This window comes from Bacillus sp. Marseille-Q1617 (assembly GCF_903645295.1).
Classification (GTDB): Bacteria; Bacillota; Bacilli; order Bacillales; family Bacillaceae_B; genus Rossellomorea.
In genome coordinates this window covers 436,548-453,669 of sequence record NZ_CAHJXM010000002.1, presented here as the reverse complement: position 1 = coordinate 453,669, position 17,122 = coordinate 436,548, and the positions used below count along the sequence as shown (strand labels likewise).

Annotated in this window: 12 protein-coding genes; 5 read left to right on the top strand and 7 right to left on the bottom strand. The window is 38.6% G+C overall.

Annotated elements, in window-relative coordinates:
* Nucleotides 1-48: 48 nt before the first annotated feature.
* The gene (locus HWX64_RS13765; protein ID WP_175990121.1) at nucleotides 49-3,351 is read right to left on the bottom strand and encodes a carboxypeptidase regulatory-like domain-containing protein; all 3,303 of its coding nucleotides are present in this window, start codon (nucleotides 3,349-3,351) and stop codon (nucleotides 49-51) included.
* An 886-nt stretch (nucleotides 3,352-4,237) separates the two neighbouring features.
* Between HWX64_RS13765 and HWX64_RS13760 the strand changes: the two genes are divergently transcribed.
* The 4 genes from HWX64_RS13760 to HWX64_RS13745 all read left to right on the top strand — a co-directional run bounded on the left by HWX64_RS13760 (nucleotide 4,238) and on the right by HWX64_RS13745 (nucleotide 9,155).
* On the top strand, nucleotides 4,238-4,666 hold the full coding sequence (locus HWX64_RS13760) for a hypothetical protein (RefSeq protein ID WP_175990120.1): 429 nt from the start codon (nucleotides 4,238-4,240) through the stop codon (nucleotides 4,664-4,666).
* A 319-nt stretch (nucleotides 4,667-4,985) separates the two neighbouring features.
* Nucleotides 4,986-5,348 (top strand): DUF948 domain-containing protein, encoded by a 363-nt coding sequence (locus HWX64_RS13755; protein ID WP_175990119.1) that lies wholly within the window; start codon nucleotides 4,986-4,988, stop codon nucleotides 5,346-5,348.
* 545 nt (nucleotides 5,349-5,893) lie between these two features.
* Nucleotides 5,894-6,217, top strand: a complete 324-nt coding sequence (locus HWX64_RS13750; RefSeq protein WP_175990118.1) for a DUF2628 domain-containing protein — start codon at nucleotides 5,894-5,896, stop codon at nucleotides 6,215-6,217.
* Nucleotides 6,218-6,980: 763 nt separating this feature from the next.
* On the top strand, nucleotides 6,981-9,155 hold the full coding sequence (locus HWX64_RS13745; protein ID WP_175990117.1) for a N,N-dimethylformamidase beta subunit family domain-containing protein: 2,175 nt from the start codon (nucleotides 6,981-6,983) through the stop codon (nucleotides 9,153-9,155).
* A gap of 354 nt (nucleotides 9,156-9,509) precedes the next feature.
* On the opposite strand, the gene HWX64_RS13740 is transcribed toward HWX64_RS13745, so the two are convergent.
* Nucleotides 9,510-10,478, bottom strand: coding sequence for a glycosyltransferase family 2 protein (locus tag HWX64_RS13740; protein ID WP_175990116.1), 969 nt, complete (start codon nucleotides 10,476-10,478; stop codon nucleotides 9,510-9,512).
* Nucleotides 10,479-10,512: 34 nt separating this feature from the next.
* Nucleotides 10,513-10,884, bottom strand: a complete 372-nt coding sequence (locus HWX64_RS13735; RefSeq protein WP_175990115.1) for a GtrA family protein — start codon at nucleotides 10,882-10,884, stop codon at nucleotides 10,513-10,515.
* Between the two features lie 403 nt (nucleotides 10,885-11,287).
* Between HWX64_RS13735 and HWX64_RS13730 the strand changes: the two genes are divergently transcribed.
* A complete protein-coding gene (locus HWX64_RS13730) occupies nucleotides 11,288-12,769 on the top strand; it encodes a glycosyltransferase family 39 protein (RefSeq protein WP_175990114.1) in 1,482 nt (493 codons plus the stop codon).
* Between the two features lie 75 nt (nucleotides 12,770-12,844).
* Here HWX64_RS13730 and HWX64_RS13725 read toward each other — a convergent pair whose 3' ends face one another.
* Genes HWX64_RS13725 through rfbD form a run of 4 tightly spaced genes read right to left on the bottom strand, consistent with a single transcriptional unit; the run spans nucleotide 12,845 to nucleotide 17,120 of the window.
* Nucleotides 12,845-13,873, bottom strand: a complete 1,029-nt coding sequence (locus tag HWX64_RS13725) for an SDR family NAD(P)-dependent oxidoreductase (RefSeq protein WP_175990113.1) — start codon at nucleotides 13,871-13,873, stop codon at nucleotides 12,845-12,847.
* A complete protein-coding gene (locus tag HWX64_RS13720; protein ID WP_175990112.1) occupies nucleotides 13,848-15,224 on the bottom strand; it encodes a UDP-glucose/GDP-mannose dehydrogenase family protein in 1,377 nt (458 codons plus the stop codon). Before HWX64_RS13720 ends, HWX64_RS13725 begins: the two co-directional genes overlap by 26 nt.
* Nucleotides 15,225-15,245: 21 nt before the next feature.
* Nucleotides 15,246-16,265: a dTDP-glucose 4,6-dehydratase gene (gene rfbB / locus HWX64_RS13715; RefSeq protein ID WP_175990111.1), complete on the bottom strand. Its 1,020-nt coding sequence runs from the start codon at nucleotides 16,263-16,265 to the stop codon at nucleotides 15,246-15,248.
* Complete coding sequence (rfbD, locus tag HWX64_RS13710; RefSeq protein WP_175990110.1) at nucleotides 16,266-17,120, bottom strand: dTDP-4-dehydrorhamnose reductase; 855 nt, start codon at nucleotides 17,118-17,120, stop codon at nucleotides 16,266-16,268.
* Nucleotides 17,121-17,122 lie beyond the last annotated feature (2 nt).

Below are 17,122 nucleotides of genomic sequence, written 5' to 3'. Positions count from 1 at the left end.
AGTGGAAGGGAATTCCCCCCCTTCCACTCGTTCCACCTTTGTGATTAGTTATTCAATTGTATTTACAGGATTAATGGCACCATCTTCAATAGTAAAGACATTCCATTGGATCCCCGCCTGGTTTACAGGAATATCGAATTCCCTATAACCATTTTCAGTGTAGACTTTCACTTTTGCAGATGAATTAGACATGGCTGAACTTGCTGGATTCGACCGGTTGCTGTAATCATGGATATAATAGTGATAGACACCATTTTTCAGATTGCGTATGGTGACCGTCTCAGGTCCATAGGATGTGACATCATCAATATCCAATTCGGCGTGTACAATTCCATCTTCATAATAGGTTTTATCACCATAGAATACATGGAATTCTCCGCCGCCGGATGCAGGTCCAGTCAAATGAGAGTCCAGGTCACTCGGCTCCGCACCCCATTCCAGTACAATCCTTACTTCATCTTCATCAAGTGCCGGTGACATCAGAAGCTGTTTGACTACTTCCATTCCGCCTATGGCAGTGACATTGATGAAGGTGGTGATGTAGCCATCTTTACTTATTTCGAGTGTGTAGTAACCCGTTTCGACATGCTCGAATAAGAAGGAACCGTCGCCGCCGGTCTCGGTTTCATATAGTACTTCGCCCGACCTTGAATTGAAAGATTCCCTTACTTTAATGACCGCACCGGGGATTGTGCCTCCATTATCGGCTCTATAGGCATGCCCTTTAATGATTCCATCCGTTCTTCCTTCATATTCACTTGGAATCTGCAGAATCGTTTCTAGGAATTTCTCTTCATTCTCTTCCAATGTGATGCCTTGATATTCAACAGGCATATACCCGTTCTTACTGATTAAAATATTTCTATTCTCACCTGATTCGACCTGAACCCTGTAATTCCCTTCTTCATCTGATAAACCAAGCGATTTATCAAATTGGTGGGCCGCATTCAGCGAGCTGATGGCTGCATTTTCGATCGGCTGGTTCGTAATCGCATCCTTAACATGACCTGAAAGGGTGGCGTCAGCATCGGTTAAGTAGGTTGATAGATAGGTTTCAACATCTTCGCGGAGATTTACATTCAATTGAGGGATACTATTAAAATTGAATCCGCTGTCTCCCTCGTCAATCCAGTCCGTCACGAACTTCTCCTTTTCCGTGAAAGGTGGGAAAGGTTCATTTGAGTAACTGCTTACTTCACTGGCAAGAACATCGACCCAATCCCCACTGAAGTTTAGATAAGAATATCGGCTGTCACTCGTTTGATTGAAATCCAGTTTTTTTAGTGTATACTGATTGAAATCCGAAGTGCTCAAATCACTTGTATCGGGTAAAAGTATATTTCTTCCGTCAGGATGATCAATCGGTCTCTGGGCAAAATCATCTGCTGTCAAGTCTGAAGTCAACCCTGCCAATTCCTGTCCTTTTTTGCTGATTCCCATAAAGATCGGCACACTCAGATCATACGTGCCCTGAACAGGATAAACCGCATGAGCCCCTCTGGCAATCGCAATGATCGGATGGTTATCATGATTCGGGAATAGATTGCTGTCGTCCTCAAAAGGCATAACGAGCCTTGATGAAGTCCATGAATAATCATCACCGTTCAAGCCCATCGTCTGGCCCGGCAAGTGACCAGATGTGCTGATGCTTATGGCTTCATTGTCAGTACCCAGTTCAATCGTAATACTTTCCCTGTCATAGTTATGGGCACCCGAACCAGGATCGGCAGCCGTTCCCGTCTTCGGATCAAAGGCGTAAATCATATGATAGTTGAGAAACTTCCTGCCTTCCTGCTCAATGTAAGAGTAATAGATGGTGGAATTCTCCCTGCTCCCAGTCACCTCCTGGAGCCCCAAAGCGTTTTTCCCATTGATGACGTAGTCAACATGGCCGTTATACGAGAGGTATTCCCCTAAGTGATGAAAAGGGATATCCTTTCCTTTATGAACACCATCAAACCAGTTTGATATATCCCCTACTTTCGTTGTCGGTATATCCGCTGATAATAACTCTTCAAATGATATAGGGAAGAATTGCTCATCTTCCTGGAACACAGTGATCGGTGCATACTTCCTGGCCATTTCACTTATCTCGCTTTGACTCATCAAACGTGGAGAACGTTCGATATAAATATCCTGGATCCAGAATAAATCATCCGCAAAGTCTTCTTCGGAAGAAAACGAATCATCCTCAAATAACTTTACCTGGTAGACGCCGTTGTTCAATTTTTTCTTAATGGTCAAATCATCATCTTCCATTTCAGTCACGCCCACCAATTCGGAAGGATCACTGTCCACGCCTGTTTGTTTATAAATTTTGTAGTAGTATTCCGGGTTTCCGATTTCAAACGGACTGTCATCGATATTCTGCAGATAAGTAAGTTCTGCTTCAAAATTCCCGTCCGAATCATTCCTCTTGATATTAAACATTTTTCGAATATTAAAATCGTCAGCAAGCACCTTATTCGCTTTGAATAAGTTTACTATTTCTGCTGCATCTTCTACTAAATCACTGAGGAAACCAGATGACACTTTCGTCTCGGCCCTCGTAAAAGGAATCAGGGTCACAGACTCCTTCAACCTGAAGCTTGCTGTCTCCTGTTCTTCTGAAACACTGAAAGGGAGCCACTCTAATATCTTTTGGCCATCTTCCACATAATAATCCCCCACCCCGTAAGGAGTTTCCTTATAGTTCACTTTCACGTTAATATAAGCATCCGGGGTCAACTTCTCTTCTGGAAGCTTAATGGAAACAGGTGAAGACACGATTGATACCTTTTCCTGTTCGTTGATGATGTCACTCAGCGGGAGAGTTGTATCATTCTCAAGGGTGATCTCTTTCACGAGCTCGTTCCCGGTAAATTCATATACATTTCCATCCTTGTCCGCCAAGCGCTTGGAGAAAGTATAACTTTCCTTCGTCGTAAATTCATAAGAATAGGATCCATTCTCAGACTTATTCTTGTTGTTATTCTTGTCTGCCTTTACCTTTAGATCAACAGAGTAATCTGTATTGGGATCCAATGTAACACCCAGCACAACAAGCTTGTTCACACTCTTGTCATAGAGACTTTCTACTTCTCTATCATTAACTGTAAGAGAATATTTCAATTCTTCAAACTGCTGCCTGTATCTTTTGAAATTCTTATGTGAGGAATCCAGCTTAATCTCTAGTGGAGCGGCAGGATCCACCTCCAGGTTACCGTTTTCCGGTGTTACACTTTTAATTGGCAATTCATGCTGCTGATTTTTCTGAGCTTTCGCCACCGCATGGCCATTCATCATAAACGGCTGGAATAATTGAAAGACCAAACTAAAAATAATGATAAAACTCCATTTTTTTCTATTCACTTTTCTCGTTTCCCCTTTCTGGCAATTACATTTTCTCTATCCTTAGCACTACACTATACTCATCCCACCCCTTTTAGGACTATGGTTTATTATAGTTCAAAATACTTACTAAAAAGGGATATATTCCTAAAAGAATATTTCTGCAAACTCGATTTCTTTTAAAATTTTTGAATGGTAGCGAGGAGTTTTTTCTTCCTGTATTTTAAACTCACCTGACACTTACCCCTGTCAGCGATACAGGAAAAGATCGTGACACTTAGTGCTTCGGTAAGTGCCTCATCGATTTTCCCTTGTAAGTCAGAGAGGGTCCGTGCGAGCCGGATAATCTTGATCTGAAGCGGTCGCTAAGTTCCTGATGAATTGACAATTGCTGAATACCATTAGTAATATCAAATAAGTGCAGGGTTTAAAATCCCTGCACTTTCCTTCAACCTTTTCATTTGAATATGACGAATCCCTCAAGAAATCAGACTACATCTTTTCTTCTGCTATTGTGAGATGCTTCTATAATATTAACGGTATCTTTCACTATATAAATTAACCCTACCCAGGAAAACATCCCTCTGACAAAACGATTACGCTCGGTCATGCTTTTGAAAAGATTTGTGGTCTTAGTCATCATGAAAAAGAAGCAAGAGAACCGTCCAACCGTCCCCGTGGTCCTCAAAGAACCGTCTTTTTCCTTCCTCTAAATAATTTTATCTAGAAATATTAACATGGGCCTTTAATAGTAAGACTCCAACAAAAATTGACAAAATATTCTTTCTAGTTGTGGTAGTATTGATACATCCCTTTGTAAACTACTCTTTTAAGCATCATGAACCATACATAATTAGTACTACTAGTGATTTTGATTTAATTGATAATTAAAGGAGGAACTTTAAACATGAAGAAATTATTAACGGCTACATTGGGTATAGTTTTTGCAATGAATGTAATTGGATCGGGGGTATCGGCAAAGAGTACCATCGTTCCAGGGCACCAGACAGATGATGGCAGTATTCCAGTGGGGGATGTAACAGGCAAGTATACTCAAGAAGATGGCGTTTATCATTATAAAGTTCAATATCGTGGTGACTTTGGAGGAGACCCGTATCTAGACAGTGGATGGATGATCAATAACATCACGAACATGGAAACGGGTGAAAAGTATTTCTACTTTATTGTTCATGAAACTGACCCCCGTTACACGGGAGAAGGAACTCCGGTATGGGGGGATTGGGAATATCACCTTGTGGTCAGTGGGAATCAAACTGATCCAGTAGACAATGGTGTAATTGATATTAACAAACCTAATCACCCTGTCAAACGCTAAATGAGTAACAAATGACAAGCAAGTAAAAAGAGGTAAGCTTAAAAGCCCTATCTATTAAGAGTAGTTTACAAAGTGGCTTGTTCTACTAACAGGGATAAAATATTATAAAGCAACTCTTAGCAAGGGGACGGTTCTACTGCTTCTTCCCATAAAAGAAAACTTCCTCCCCTTAATCTCATGACCTTCAAGCCTTAAACACCAAATTAACGACACCCCCAATATCCTCGCCGCCTGCCCCCCCTTGCTTTCACCTCTCCTTCACAGGAATGTCTGAGCTCCCACTCTCATAGACTTATAGAAAAGAAGGGAGCTGGTCTCAATGCTTGAGTGGAGTGCTGTTATTGCAGCCGCCGCGTTTACCATTCTCGTCATCTATTTGATTTTGACATTAAGAAAAGTAATGGCAACACTTACTGAAACGAATAAGACGCTGTCTGACACCCGGACAGCTGTGAATGGCATTACAGAAGAAGCAGAAGAACTGATTCATACAGCCAACCAAATTTCTGTAGATGTAAAAGGAAAAATGAAAGCCGTTGACCCTTTGGTTGAGTCCGCTCATGATGTAGGGGAATTAATACACAATGTTACAAGCTCGGTAAAGAGAACTGCTTTGCAAAAGAACAACCCCAAAACTATTCATACGCAGGAAAGTAAACCTGTCCAAATTAAATTGAAGTAAGCAAAAAGAGGTCGGGCGAACCGGCCTCTTTTTATTTGGGTAGGGGGTCTCTGCGAATTTTCTTGTCGACGCTTGAGTACGACGATTTCTCCCTGCTCGCACACATAATTGTGATGGTCCCATCTGCGTCCCTGCGGATCCGCTGTCCGCCTCCATTATACCAATTCACCTACTTTATTTAGACGCTTTGGAATGTAGAGTCGGAACCGTCTGGGTTTACCCTGAACGCAAAGTGGCATACAACTTTTCATTTTCTGGTATATTTTGGCTGTTATTAATCAAGCACTAAGAAAATAATTCATTGCTTTTTTAAGAGAACCTCCCCTTACTTCCCCAATAAAAACAGTCACTCACACTCCGACCTACAAAAATAACCAAATTTAAGTGAATATATTTTTAAAAAGCATACTCTTTCTGATCTCGAACCGTTCCCTTGTTTCCCACCAAAATATTAATAAATTTATATTCTTTTTTATATTTATTGGAAAACACATCCAAAATTTATAGTATAATCTAAAAGGACCATGACTAAAGGAGTGTAAGAAATGAAAGCAAGATTACGTAACGATGCAGGTGTAACTAAAGAGGTGAAAGTGGGCTTCAGCTGGACAACATTCTTTTTTGGGTTTTTCCCAGCACTTATAAGAGGTGATTTAAAGTGGGCTGCAATCATGTTTATCACGGCTTTTGCAGTTGGAGCATTCACTCTTGGGTTTGGAGCTTGGATTCCCGGTATTATATTTTCTTTTGTTTATAATAAGATTTTCATTAAAGATCTACTTGAAAAAGGATACCGCCCAGCTGATGAGCAAACACAATCAGAACTTGAATCAAGAGGCATCATCTCCCCTGTTTCCAAAGCAGTTTAAGAAGCACGAGCTGATTATGAATTCATTATCAGCTCGTTTATTCTTTATTAAGAATTAAATATTCTTAAGAGTCCATTACGCAAACTAAGAATTCCCCCAGCTCATTAATGAATCTCCCTTGGTTACTCTCTCACGGTTCTCTAACATCCGTAATATACCAAACATGGTTATTTCTTTTTTTACTTTAATGAGAAAAGCAACTAACTGAAAAAGACAGATACATTGTCCTCCCCCACTAAACATATACCACCCTCATAATAACAGCAATCAACACAAACGGAACCGGTAAGGAATCACCCCTAAAAAACCCAAAAAATTCCCCGGTTCTTTTCTATTCATACTCATCTAAATAATATTTGGAATTAGAGCAAGTATCACCAATTGAAATATTGCTGTCGAAACCTCGTTGATATATTCTCCTCCGTCTTCTCCGAGAAAAATCGCTACAAGTAATAGGAATGACAGTACAATATACATCGGAAGAATTTTCACATTGAAACGCATGTATTTTTTAAACACAAAACCACCTCTAGTGTAAATTTAACAAAAGGAGAATAAACTCCCCTCCGTGCCAATTAAATTAATAAAGGATTTTATGCATAATAGGTAGTGGGCCTTGACACCCCCAAAAACTCCATCCATATACCCCTTCCACACTATAAATAAACTAAGTAAAACATCTCATTTTTATTACTTTATATGGAATTATTATGGTATTATTAGATACTAGATTGCTATTTTTACATTTATTAGGGGGATGAAGTTGAAAAAGGTAAAGATTTTGTTTCTACTGCTGTTTTTACTGACTTTGGGATCAGAAGCGAGTGCACAGAAGAATGAGGTGGAAAGACTTGGCGGCAAAGACCGGTTTGAAGTTGCTGTGAACGTTTCACAGAAAGGATGGGCAGAATCTCAAACTGTCTATTTAGTAAACTACCTTGCTTTCGCCGATGCTTTATCGGCTACTCCATTAGCTTACCAAGACGATGCACCAATCTTGCTTACACATGCCAATTCTTTAACCAGTACTACAAAGGATGAACTCATCCGCTTAAAATCTTCAAAGGTTGTACTTGTTGGAGGACCCGCAAGTGTCTCCCAGAAGGTTGTCGAGGACTTAAATAAGATAGGAATTAGAGATATTCATAGAATTGGCGGGAAAGACAGGTATGATGTATCTGCCAATGTCGCAAATAACCTTCATATAAAAGATACAGCCGTTATCGCCACGGGGATGACGTTTGCAGATGCCCTGTCGGTAGCACCTTATGCCGCTAGAAATAGTTACCCTATTCTGCTTACTCGAAAAAGCGATATTCCAGCATCTGTTTCACAGTTTCTGAAAAACAAAAAATTCACCTCTACGATCATCATGGGAGGAGAAGGAAGCGTTGGAAAAGAAGTGGCCGGGAAGCTGCCCAATCCAGAACGAATTGGAGGGTCAGACCGTTACGCTGTAGCAGCAAATCTGATTAGACAGAAGAATCTTCCAACTGATGAAGCCTTTGTCGCAACGGGTCTGTCATTTGCTGATGCCCTCACTGGATCCGTCTTAGCAGCGAAAGAAAATAATCCCATTCTTCTTACAAGGGCAGATAGCATGCCTGTTGATACGAAGAAAATCATTGAGGAAAAGAATATTAAAAATTATATTCTTTTAGGTGGCCCTGGGTCTGTTCAAGAGGAAATATTAAATGATTATTCGGATGCATTGATCATTGAGAATAACCATACGATTGAAGGTTATACAGATAAACCAAGCTATAGCCCCGGTCAGACAATTGATTTTAAGGTTCATACACTTCAACCCACTTTCTCTTTAGAAGTGAGGAGATTCGGAAAAGAAGACTCCGTCGTTTTCGAGAAGGTTGAACTCAAAGGAACAAAGCAAAACTATCGAAAATATTCATATAAATACGGAGCCAGATGGGCAACCAGCTATTCTTTTCAAGTTCCTTCTGATTGGAAGAGCGGCCTTTACGGTGCCAGGGTTTATGACCAGAGCGGCGAAGAATTCTACATAATGTTTACAATAAAGAATTCAAGCAGCACGAAACCAAAAATTGCTGTACTCGCAAATAACTTTACCTGGGAATCTTATAATCTATGGGGCGGCGGTTCTTTCTATGGTTACAAGATAAACGATGGTACAAATCGCAAATATGCTCAAATCTTAAACTTCCAGAGACCAAACCCACGAATTAACCCTTACGAAGACAGTATTCATCTGCCTTTCGCAGAGAAGTTCTTACTATCCTGGCTGGAGAAAAACGGATATTCCTATGATGTAATATCTGAATATGATTTACATCATCAACCGGGGATTCTGCAGCAATATGAAACGTTAGCATTAAACTCACATAGTGAATATTGGACCACGGAAATGTACAATGGGTTTGAATCCTTTTTGAATAAAGGCGGAAACGTCCTTAATCTTTCAGCTAACAGCATCTATTGGAAAGTGGCTGTAAAAGGGGATCAGATGGAAGTACGCAAAGATAAAGGCTACCATACCTTAACAAACGAAAAAGGCGGCCTGTGGAGGGACTTATCTAGACCTGAGTCAAAACACCTGGGAGTAGCCTATAATTATCTAGGTTACGGGACATACACTCCTTATAAGGTGGAAAGACCTGATCATTGGATTTTCAAAAATACAGGGTTGAAAACTGGAGAGTTAATCGGAGAAACAGGAGTAAACGGACGTGGTGCTGCAGGCGGTGAGACTGATAAGATCACCCCTCACACACCGAAGAATTTCGTTCGTCTTGCAAAGGGACAGAATCCCAATCAAGGCGGTTCTGATATGATTTACTACGATACCCCTTACGGAGGCGGAGTGTATTCAGTCGGTTCCCTTACATTTACCGGGACTCTTGAAAGCGATAAAGATATCTCGCAAATCGTTAAGAACGTTTTAAATCATTTTCATAAATAATATCAAAATCTGGACAAAACTAATAAACCATCGTATGAACAATTTCAGTATAGTCTCTTAATACCGCTATTGATTTCCGTGCAAGACTTCGCTTTCCGCGGGTAGCCCGTGAGCCTCCTCGGCAAGCTGCGGGGTCTCACATAAGCTACTCTTCCCGCAGGAGTCTTCGTCTTGCACTCCAATCAACCGCTGGTAAAAGCTAAATCTAAATGTACTTTTGAAAAATTTAAAAACCCGAACTAATTTGCCTCGAAGAATGCAAATTAGTTCGGGTTTTTCTTTGACTAAAACACCTACGTCCCAGCCTCAATTCTTTAATTTTTTCATTTGATTTATTACGAATCACTGACGAAATCAAATTACATCTTTTCGTCTACTACTGTGAGATGCTTCCTTAATATTAACAGTATCTTTCACTATATAAATAGGCCGGTTTTTACTTTCATCGTATATTCTCGCGATGTATTCACCGACTATGCCCATACCCAGCAATTGAACTCCACTAAAGAATGTAATGGCCACCATTATGGAGGCCCACCCCGTTTCCACTTCACGTCCAAATAGTTTGATTGAAATGGCATATATAAGAACTAAAAAGGAGACCAAAACCGAAAAGAAGCCCAAAGTCATGACTAATTTTAGGGGCTTGGTTGAAAAAGCAATGATGCCGTCTGAAGCAAATTTGATCATTTTCTTCAGCGGGTATTTCGTCTCTCCCGCAAATCGTTCATCTCTTTCATACTCAATGAAGGTTTGATTGAACCCTACCCAGGAAAACATTCCTCTGACAAAACGATTACGCTCGGTCATGCTTTTAAAAACATCCGCTGCTTTTCGGTCAATAATCCGAAAATCACCTGTATCCTTCGGTATGTCTATATCTGACATATAGTTAAGAAATTTATAGAAATACTTAGCGGTGAGAAGTTTGAATTTCGTTTCTCCGGAGCGTTTCTTCCGTTTTGCATAAACAATCTCATAGCCCTCTTTCCACTTGGAAATGAGAGCGGGAATCATTTCTGGAGGGTCCTGAAGATCTGCATCAATTATAACGATCGCATCCCCAGCAGCAAAATCCACCCCCGCTGTAACGGCGGTTTGATGACCAAAGTTCCGGGCAAAATTCACTATTTTCGCTTGACTATCACGATCAGCGATTTCCGTTAAGATATCTAACGTCTTATCCGTACTGCCATCATTCACGAAAATGAATTCATATCTTATTTTATTATCCTCCATCACACTTTTCAGCCTGTCATAACACTCTTGTGCCACTTCTTCTTCATAATACATAGGGATGACAATCGATATTAACTCTTTCATTTTTTCCTCCAATAAGAATATTTCTCGTGTAAATTTATGATGGTTGGTTGAATGTCCATTTAACATTCATGATATAGTTCAGGGCTAAACCAGCACCAACCGCAAAAACATTGGCAATCACAGGATGAAAACCAAGCTGATCTACCAGAATGTATAGGGTGAACGTGTTGAAAGTGAGAGTTAGTATATTAACTGTGATAAATTTAAAGAATACACTTGCCTTCTTCGTTCGATCCCGAAAAACCCATTTCTTATTCCAGTAATAGCTGTTTAAAACCCCTAAGAAGTATCCCAAAACATTAGCTGCCAAATAATTTATTCCTATATAAATAAAGAGAGTGTAACTCCCTAAGGTAATAAGCGTATTGAAGAACCCTACTGTTCCGAACTTGAGGAACATTTTCATATATGTTTTATCCTTTCTGACGCACATTCAAATGATACTATTAAACTCAAGCAGTCTCCGATGATTCATTTAACAGTCATTTTCCCCTATAAATATAAAATACTATCGCGCTTTAAAAACTATAAATTAGCAATACAACATTCCATTACATTCTACATTTGGAATTAAAGAGAGTACTTGGTTAAAGGTAGCAGAATTTCCAATATATTTCAATACCATACGTAGTAAAAAAAGCTTATGCGGTATGGTAAAACCAGAAATAAATAGTAAAAATTTATCCCTTTTTTAATAAGATTTATTTACCAAATTAACATAAGATGGTAATCTACTATATACTGCCACTTGTTTCAAATAAATACTAAAGGTAAATTTATTAGGATTCATTACGAGAAGGAGGAACAATATGGGAGGGCAATTCTTTCATTTTTTACATAGATTTATTTACATCTTATTCTTTGCACTGATTTTATTTCTAGTCGGTCTTAACATCTTTATGAGCAGAGGATATAGTACAATCAGTCTGGAAACACCCCAATACTTTAATGTAATAACATTAATTCTTGCAGTATCACTTTCAGCCATGATGTTTTTACTCAGAAAGAACTTAATTAGGCTTCTGGAAAAAACCCCTAAATTCTATACCGTTTTCATCTTGTTGGGATTGAGTTTGCTTTTACAAACAATTACTATACGGGAGTTGTCCGTCACCCCTTCCTGGGACTTCGGAGCCGTAATATATAGCGCAAAGCTTTTTGTGGAGAGCGGAGAAATAGGTGAGTATTTCACCATTTATCCAAATAATATCTTACTGGTTTGTATACTTGCATTGATTGGAAAAATTTCTTCACCTGATCTTATCAATTTTCAAGTCTTTAATGTCATTGTCATTACCATAAGCCAGTACTTAATTTATCGAATTGCTGCAAAGGTGGCAGGAGCAGCTGTTGGAATAGCAAGTTTACTAGTCAGCATACTTTTCTTTCCCTATATCTTTTTTGCACCTATCGTATATACTGATACTATTTCACTCATCTTCCTGCTCCTGCCCTTGCATATTTTAGTGAATAAGAACGGGGAATTCAGGAGTCATGTTTTAATAGTCATTGCAGCATCCATCCTATTTTCATTTGGGATGCTATTAAAAGGATCAGTTGTGATCTTTTTGATTGCCTTCAGCATCGTACTTTTTTTAAACCAAAAAAAATGGAAAAAATTATATTTCATCATACCATTCATCATTCTATTAATTGTTAAGTCGTTATTTAACAGCTCCATTTATCAATTCGAGATTTTGGATAAGGCAGCTGTCGAACAAAAAAGTATGCCGGTTACCCATTGGATTGTGATGGGGCAAAACAAAAATAAGTTCGGGAAGTATTCTCAGGATGATGTCGTGTGGACGAAAGATCTATTAACGAAGTATCCAAGAGAAGTGGTCACTCAAATCCACTATCAAGAACTGAAAAACCGAATTTCCGAAAAGGGAATATTGGGGAATATTTCATTTAACATAGAGAAGATTGGCCATACATGGACAGATGGAACCTATTACTCCTTAAATAAATTGAGGAGGATACCTGAACATCCAGAAAACTTTACCCAATTGACTACTCAAACGCCTGGTCACTTGGTCCAAGGGTATGCACGGGTCCAGCATCTCATGTTGCTGATCGGATTGCTGTTTTCTTTAAGATTAAAGAACAAGAATTCCTTTACTACCTTTTCCATGTTATCGCTCATTGGGTTTTTTCTTTTCTTCATCATTTGGGAAACGCGTTCAAGGTATTTGGTTAGTTTGACTCCTTTAATCATCATGATGAGTTGTATGGGATATTTAAAAATATTTTATGTTAATCATAAGGGTAAATCAAATCTTTCAGGGTAAAAAGGCTACTGAGGGTGGTAAAACCCTTGGCATGTACAAAAGCCGCCAAAGATAACCCTTTGGCGGCTTTTTTAATTATTTCTTCCTAAAATAACCCACATACCACTCAGCAAACTTCCCTAACCCTTCCTCAATTGAAGTCTCAGGCTTAAACCCAACAGCTTTTTGCAATCTGTCAGTAGAAGCATAAGTCGCTGGTACATCCCCGGGTTTAATAGGTTCAAATACTTTTTCAAACTTTACTTCCCTACCTAATGCATTACCCAATGCCTTTTCTAAAGTTTGAATAAATGTCATCAATTTCTCAGGGCTGTTTTTTCCGATGTTATAAACCTTATGAGGAACTCCTTCCTCCACTGGAGGTGTTGTGATTAGTCTCTCTATTCCCGTTACAATGTCATCAATATAGGTAAAGTCACGATACAAGTCATTTTCAAAATCACCATTATTAAAGATCTTGATAGGCTCGCCGGCAAAGTACTTATCTGTAAATCCGAAGTAAGCCATATCAGGTCTTCCCATAGGACCGTAAACCGTAAAGAAACGCAGGCCAGTAGCAGGGATTTTATAAAGATGGCTATAGGTATGTGCCATTAGTTCGTTTGACTTCTTAGTTGAAGCATAAAGAGAAACAGGGTTATCCACGAAGTCCGTTTCCTCGAAAGGTACTTTCTTGTTGGCACCGTATACTGAGCTTGATGAGGCATAGATTAAATGATCTACAGGATTGTGTCTGCATGCTTCAAGAATGTTATAGAACCCTATCACATTACTCTGCATATATACATCGGGATTCTCTATTGAATAACGAACTCCTGCTTGTGCCGCCAGATTCACTACTATTTTAGGTTTGTACTTTTTAAAAATGTCGTCAACCCCTGATTTATCAGAGATATCATTTTTAAGGAATGTAAAGTTCTCATATGGTTTCAACTGATCTAAACGAGCATATTTTAAATTTACATCATAATACTCATTTAGATTATCCACTCCCACGACCTTACAGCCTTGCTCTAATAGTTGCTTAGATAAGTAGAATCCAATGAAACCAGCTGCGCCGGTGACTAAATATACTTTATCAGATTGTGGTTTCTTGTAACTCATTGGCCCATTTCTCCTTCACCTTTTTTCTTTCGGCTGTTCTTCTTCCAATTGAATGGTATTCTACTTTAGTTGCTTCCATGTCTTCTACCTTATAAAGATTCCGTCCATCAAAAACTAAAGGAGTTCGCATCAACATATGATAAGCTTCAGGAGTGATTTCTTTGATTTCTCCCCACTCAGTGAAGATGAAACAAACATTTGCATCTTTTAATGCTTCTTCCACATTTGTTACATAGGTAATTCTACCTTTGCCATTCTGACCTTCAGGATGGACTTTAGAGAAGTTTTCTTTCCCAACAGGGTCATAAGCATAAATGTCGGCTCCTTGGTCAAGCAGTAATGGAACATTTTCAAGGGACGCTGCTTCTCTGAGATCATCCGTACCTGGTTTAAACGTTAACCCAAGGACTGCTACTTTTAATCCGTTAAACGTTATCAACCTTTTACTCGCCTTTTTATATAACATCGTCTTTTGTTCTTTATTAACATCAATAGCCGCTTTTACAGTTTTCAATTCGTAACCGTTTTGTCTAGCTATATATTCCAATGCTTTAGTATCCTTAGGGAAACAAGATCCACCGAAACCAATACCTGCATTCAAGAACTTGCTGCCTATTCTTTCATCAAAACTCATTCCGCGAGCAACGTCATTAATATCAGCTCCAACCAATTCACAAAGGTTAGCGATGTCATTCATGTATGAAATCTTTAAAGCAAGGAAGTCATTTGAGGCGTACTTAATCATTTCTGCTGATCTTCTATTAACAGAAACAATAGGGAGATTGAATGGTTCATATATATTCATTAATAAATCCTCTGCCCATTTGCTTTCTGTTCCAATGATAATTCTCTCAGCGTGTAAAGTATCACGAACGGCTGAGCCCTGGGCTAAGAATTCTGGATTGGATGCGACTTCAACTTTTACATCTCTAACTAAAAAATCTTGAATAAACTGCTCTACTTTATCATTCGTACCAACCGGAACCGTTGATTTGACAACAACTAAGCAATCTTTTTCAACCGATTCAGCAATTTGTCTGGCAACTTTTGCAATATATGATAGATTAGCAGAGCCATCCGGTTGCTCAGGTGTTCCAACACCGATGAAGATGGCGTCCGCATCTTTGTAAGCTGCTCTAATATCAGTGGTATATTCGATTCTTCCGGCAACATAGTTTTTTTTCATTAACTCTTCTACACCAGTTTCATAAATTGGAGATACTCCAGATTTCATCAACTCAACTTTATCTTCATTAATATCCACACAAGTTACTAGATGACCCATTTCAGCAAAACAAACTCCGGCCACTAAGCCGACGTATCCTGTTCCTGCTACTGCTATTTTGTACATAAAGATACCTTCCTTTCTATATTAAATACTGTACTGTTTTTCGAAATAATTTTGGTATTCCCCGCTTATAATTTGTTCCCACCATTCTTTGTTGTCTAGATACCATTGAATAGTTTGTGCAATACCCGTTTCAAATGTATATGTTGGTTTCCAACCTAATTGTTCTAATTTAGTTGGATCAATAGCATACCGTTTATCATGTCCAAGACGATCTTTAACAAACTCAATTAAATTCTCAGACTTCCCCAATGTATTAATAATCGTCTTAACTACTTCTAAATTTGTCCGTTCATTATGGCCTCCGACATTATAAACCTCACCTTTTACACCTTCATGCATAACTAGATCAATAGCAGCACAATGATCAATAACATGTAACCAATCTCGAATATTCTCTCCATCACCGTAAACCGGTACTTTTTGTTCATTTAAAACCCGAGATATTGTTAAAGGAATCAACTTTTCAGGAAAATGATATGGCCCATAGTTATTCGAGCAGCGAGTAATATTAACAGGCATGTTATATGTTTCATGGTAAGCACGAACTACTAAATCGGATGAAGCTTTACTTGCGCTATATGGACTATTAGGTTGTATCGGAGTATTTTCAGTAAAGAATGTTGATGGATCAAAATCTAGTTCACCATAAACTTCATCAGTTGATACATGAACAAACTTTAATACACCACTTAGTTTGGAAGCATCTAACAATACTTGTGTTCCAAGTACATTTGTCACCATGAAAATTTCCGGGTCGGTAATTGAGCGATCCACATGACTTTCTGCCGCAAAATGAACCACGTAATCAAATTGCTCTTTTTCAAAAAGAGGGATGATTGAATCACGATCTGTTATATCTGCTTTTATAAAATGATAGTTTTCCTTTGATTCAATTTGTTGATGCTTTGTTAAATCTCCGGCGTATGTCAGTAAATCTAAATTATAAATATCGTAATTTGTATATTTATCCACCATGTACTGGACAAAGTTTCCACCAATAAACCCTGCGCCCCCAGTAACAAGTACTTTTTTATTTTCCATCTATTCCACCTCTTGTGTTAATTGATTTAAATATCTCGTAACTGCATCTTGCCAGCTAGGTAGCGGACTAAATCCATTTTCAATCAGTTTTTGTTTTGACATTCGTGAGTTTTTAGGACGAACAGCTCGTGTAGGGTATTCCTCTGTAGAAATAGAATTCACTTTAATACTGAGATTTGCTTGTCTGAAAATCTCCTTAGAAAATTCAGCCCAGCTGCAAAAGCCATCATTGGAGGCGTGATAAATTCCATAATTATCTGTTTTAATCATATCAATTAATAATTTTGCCAAATCAAATGTATAAGTAGGTGAACCAAATTGATCGCCTACCACATTTAATTCATCTCTTGTTTCTGCTAACCTTAACATTGTTTTAATAAAATTATTACCATTGATACCAAAAACCCAAGAAATACGGACTATAAACCAATTATTTAATAGTTGTTTTAGTACTTCTTCCCCTTCTAGCTTTGTTTTCCCATAATGACCTACTGGCCCAGGTTCTTCTGTTTCCTTGAATGGCGTTTGACCTTCTCCACTAAACACATAGTCTGTGCTGATATACATAAACTTCGCATTAATGTCTTGAGCTGCTTCAGCTAAATTCCTTGTACCATCAACATTGACACTTCGACATATATCTTTTTCATCTTCAGCTTTATCGACAGCTGTGAAGGCAGCACAATGGATAATTGCATTTGGCTTGACTTCATTTAGATATTGAGATACATCTTCTCTTCTCGTTATATCTAAATCCTTTGATCCCACTCCTACCATTTGTAAACCTTGTTGCAATCCATAGTGAAAAACATCATAGCCAAGTTGACCTGTATATCCGGTTACTAGTATTTTCATGA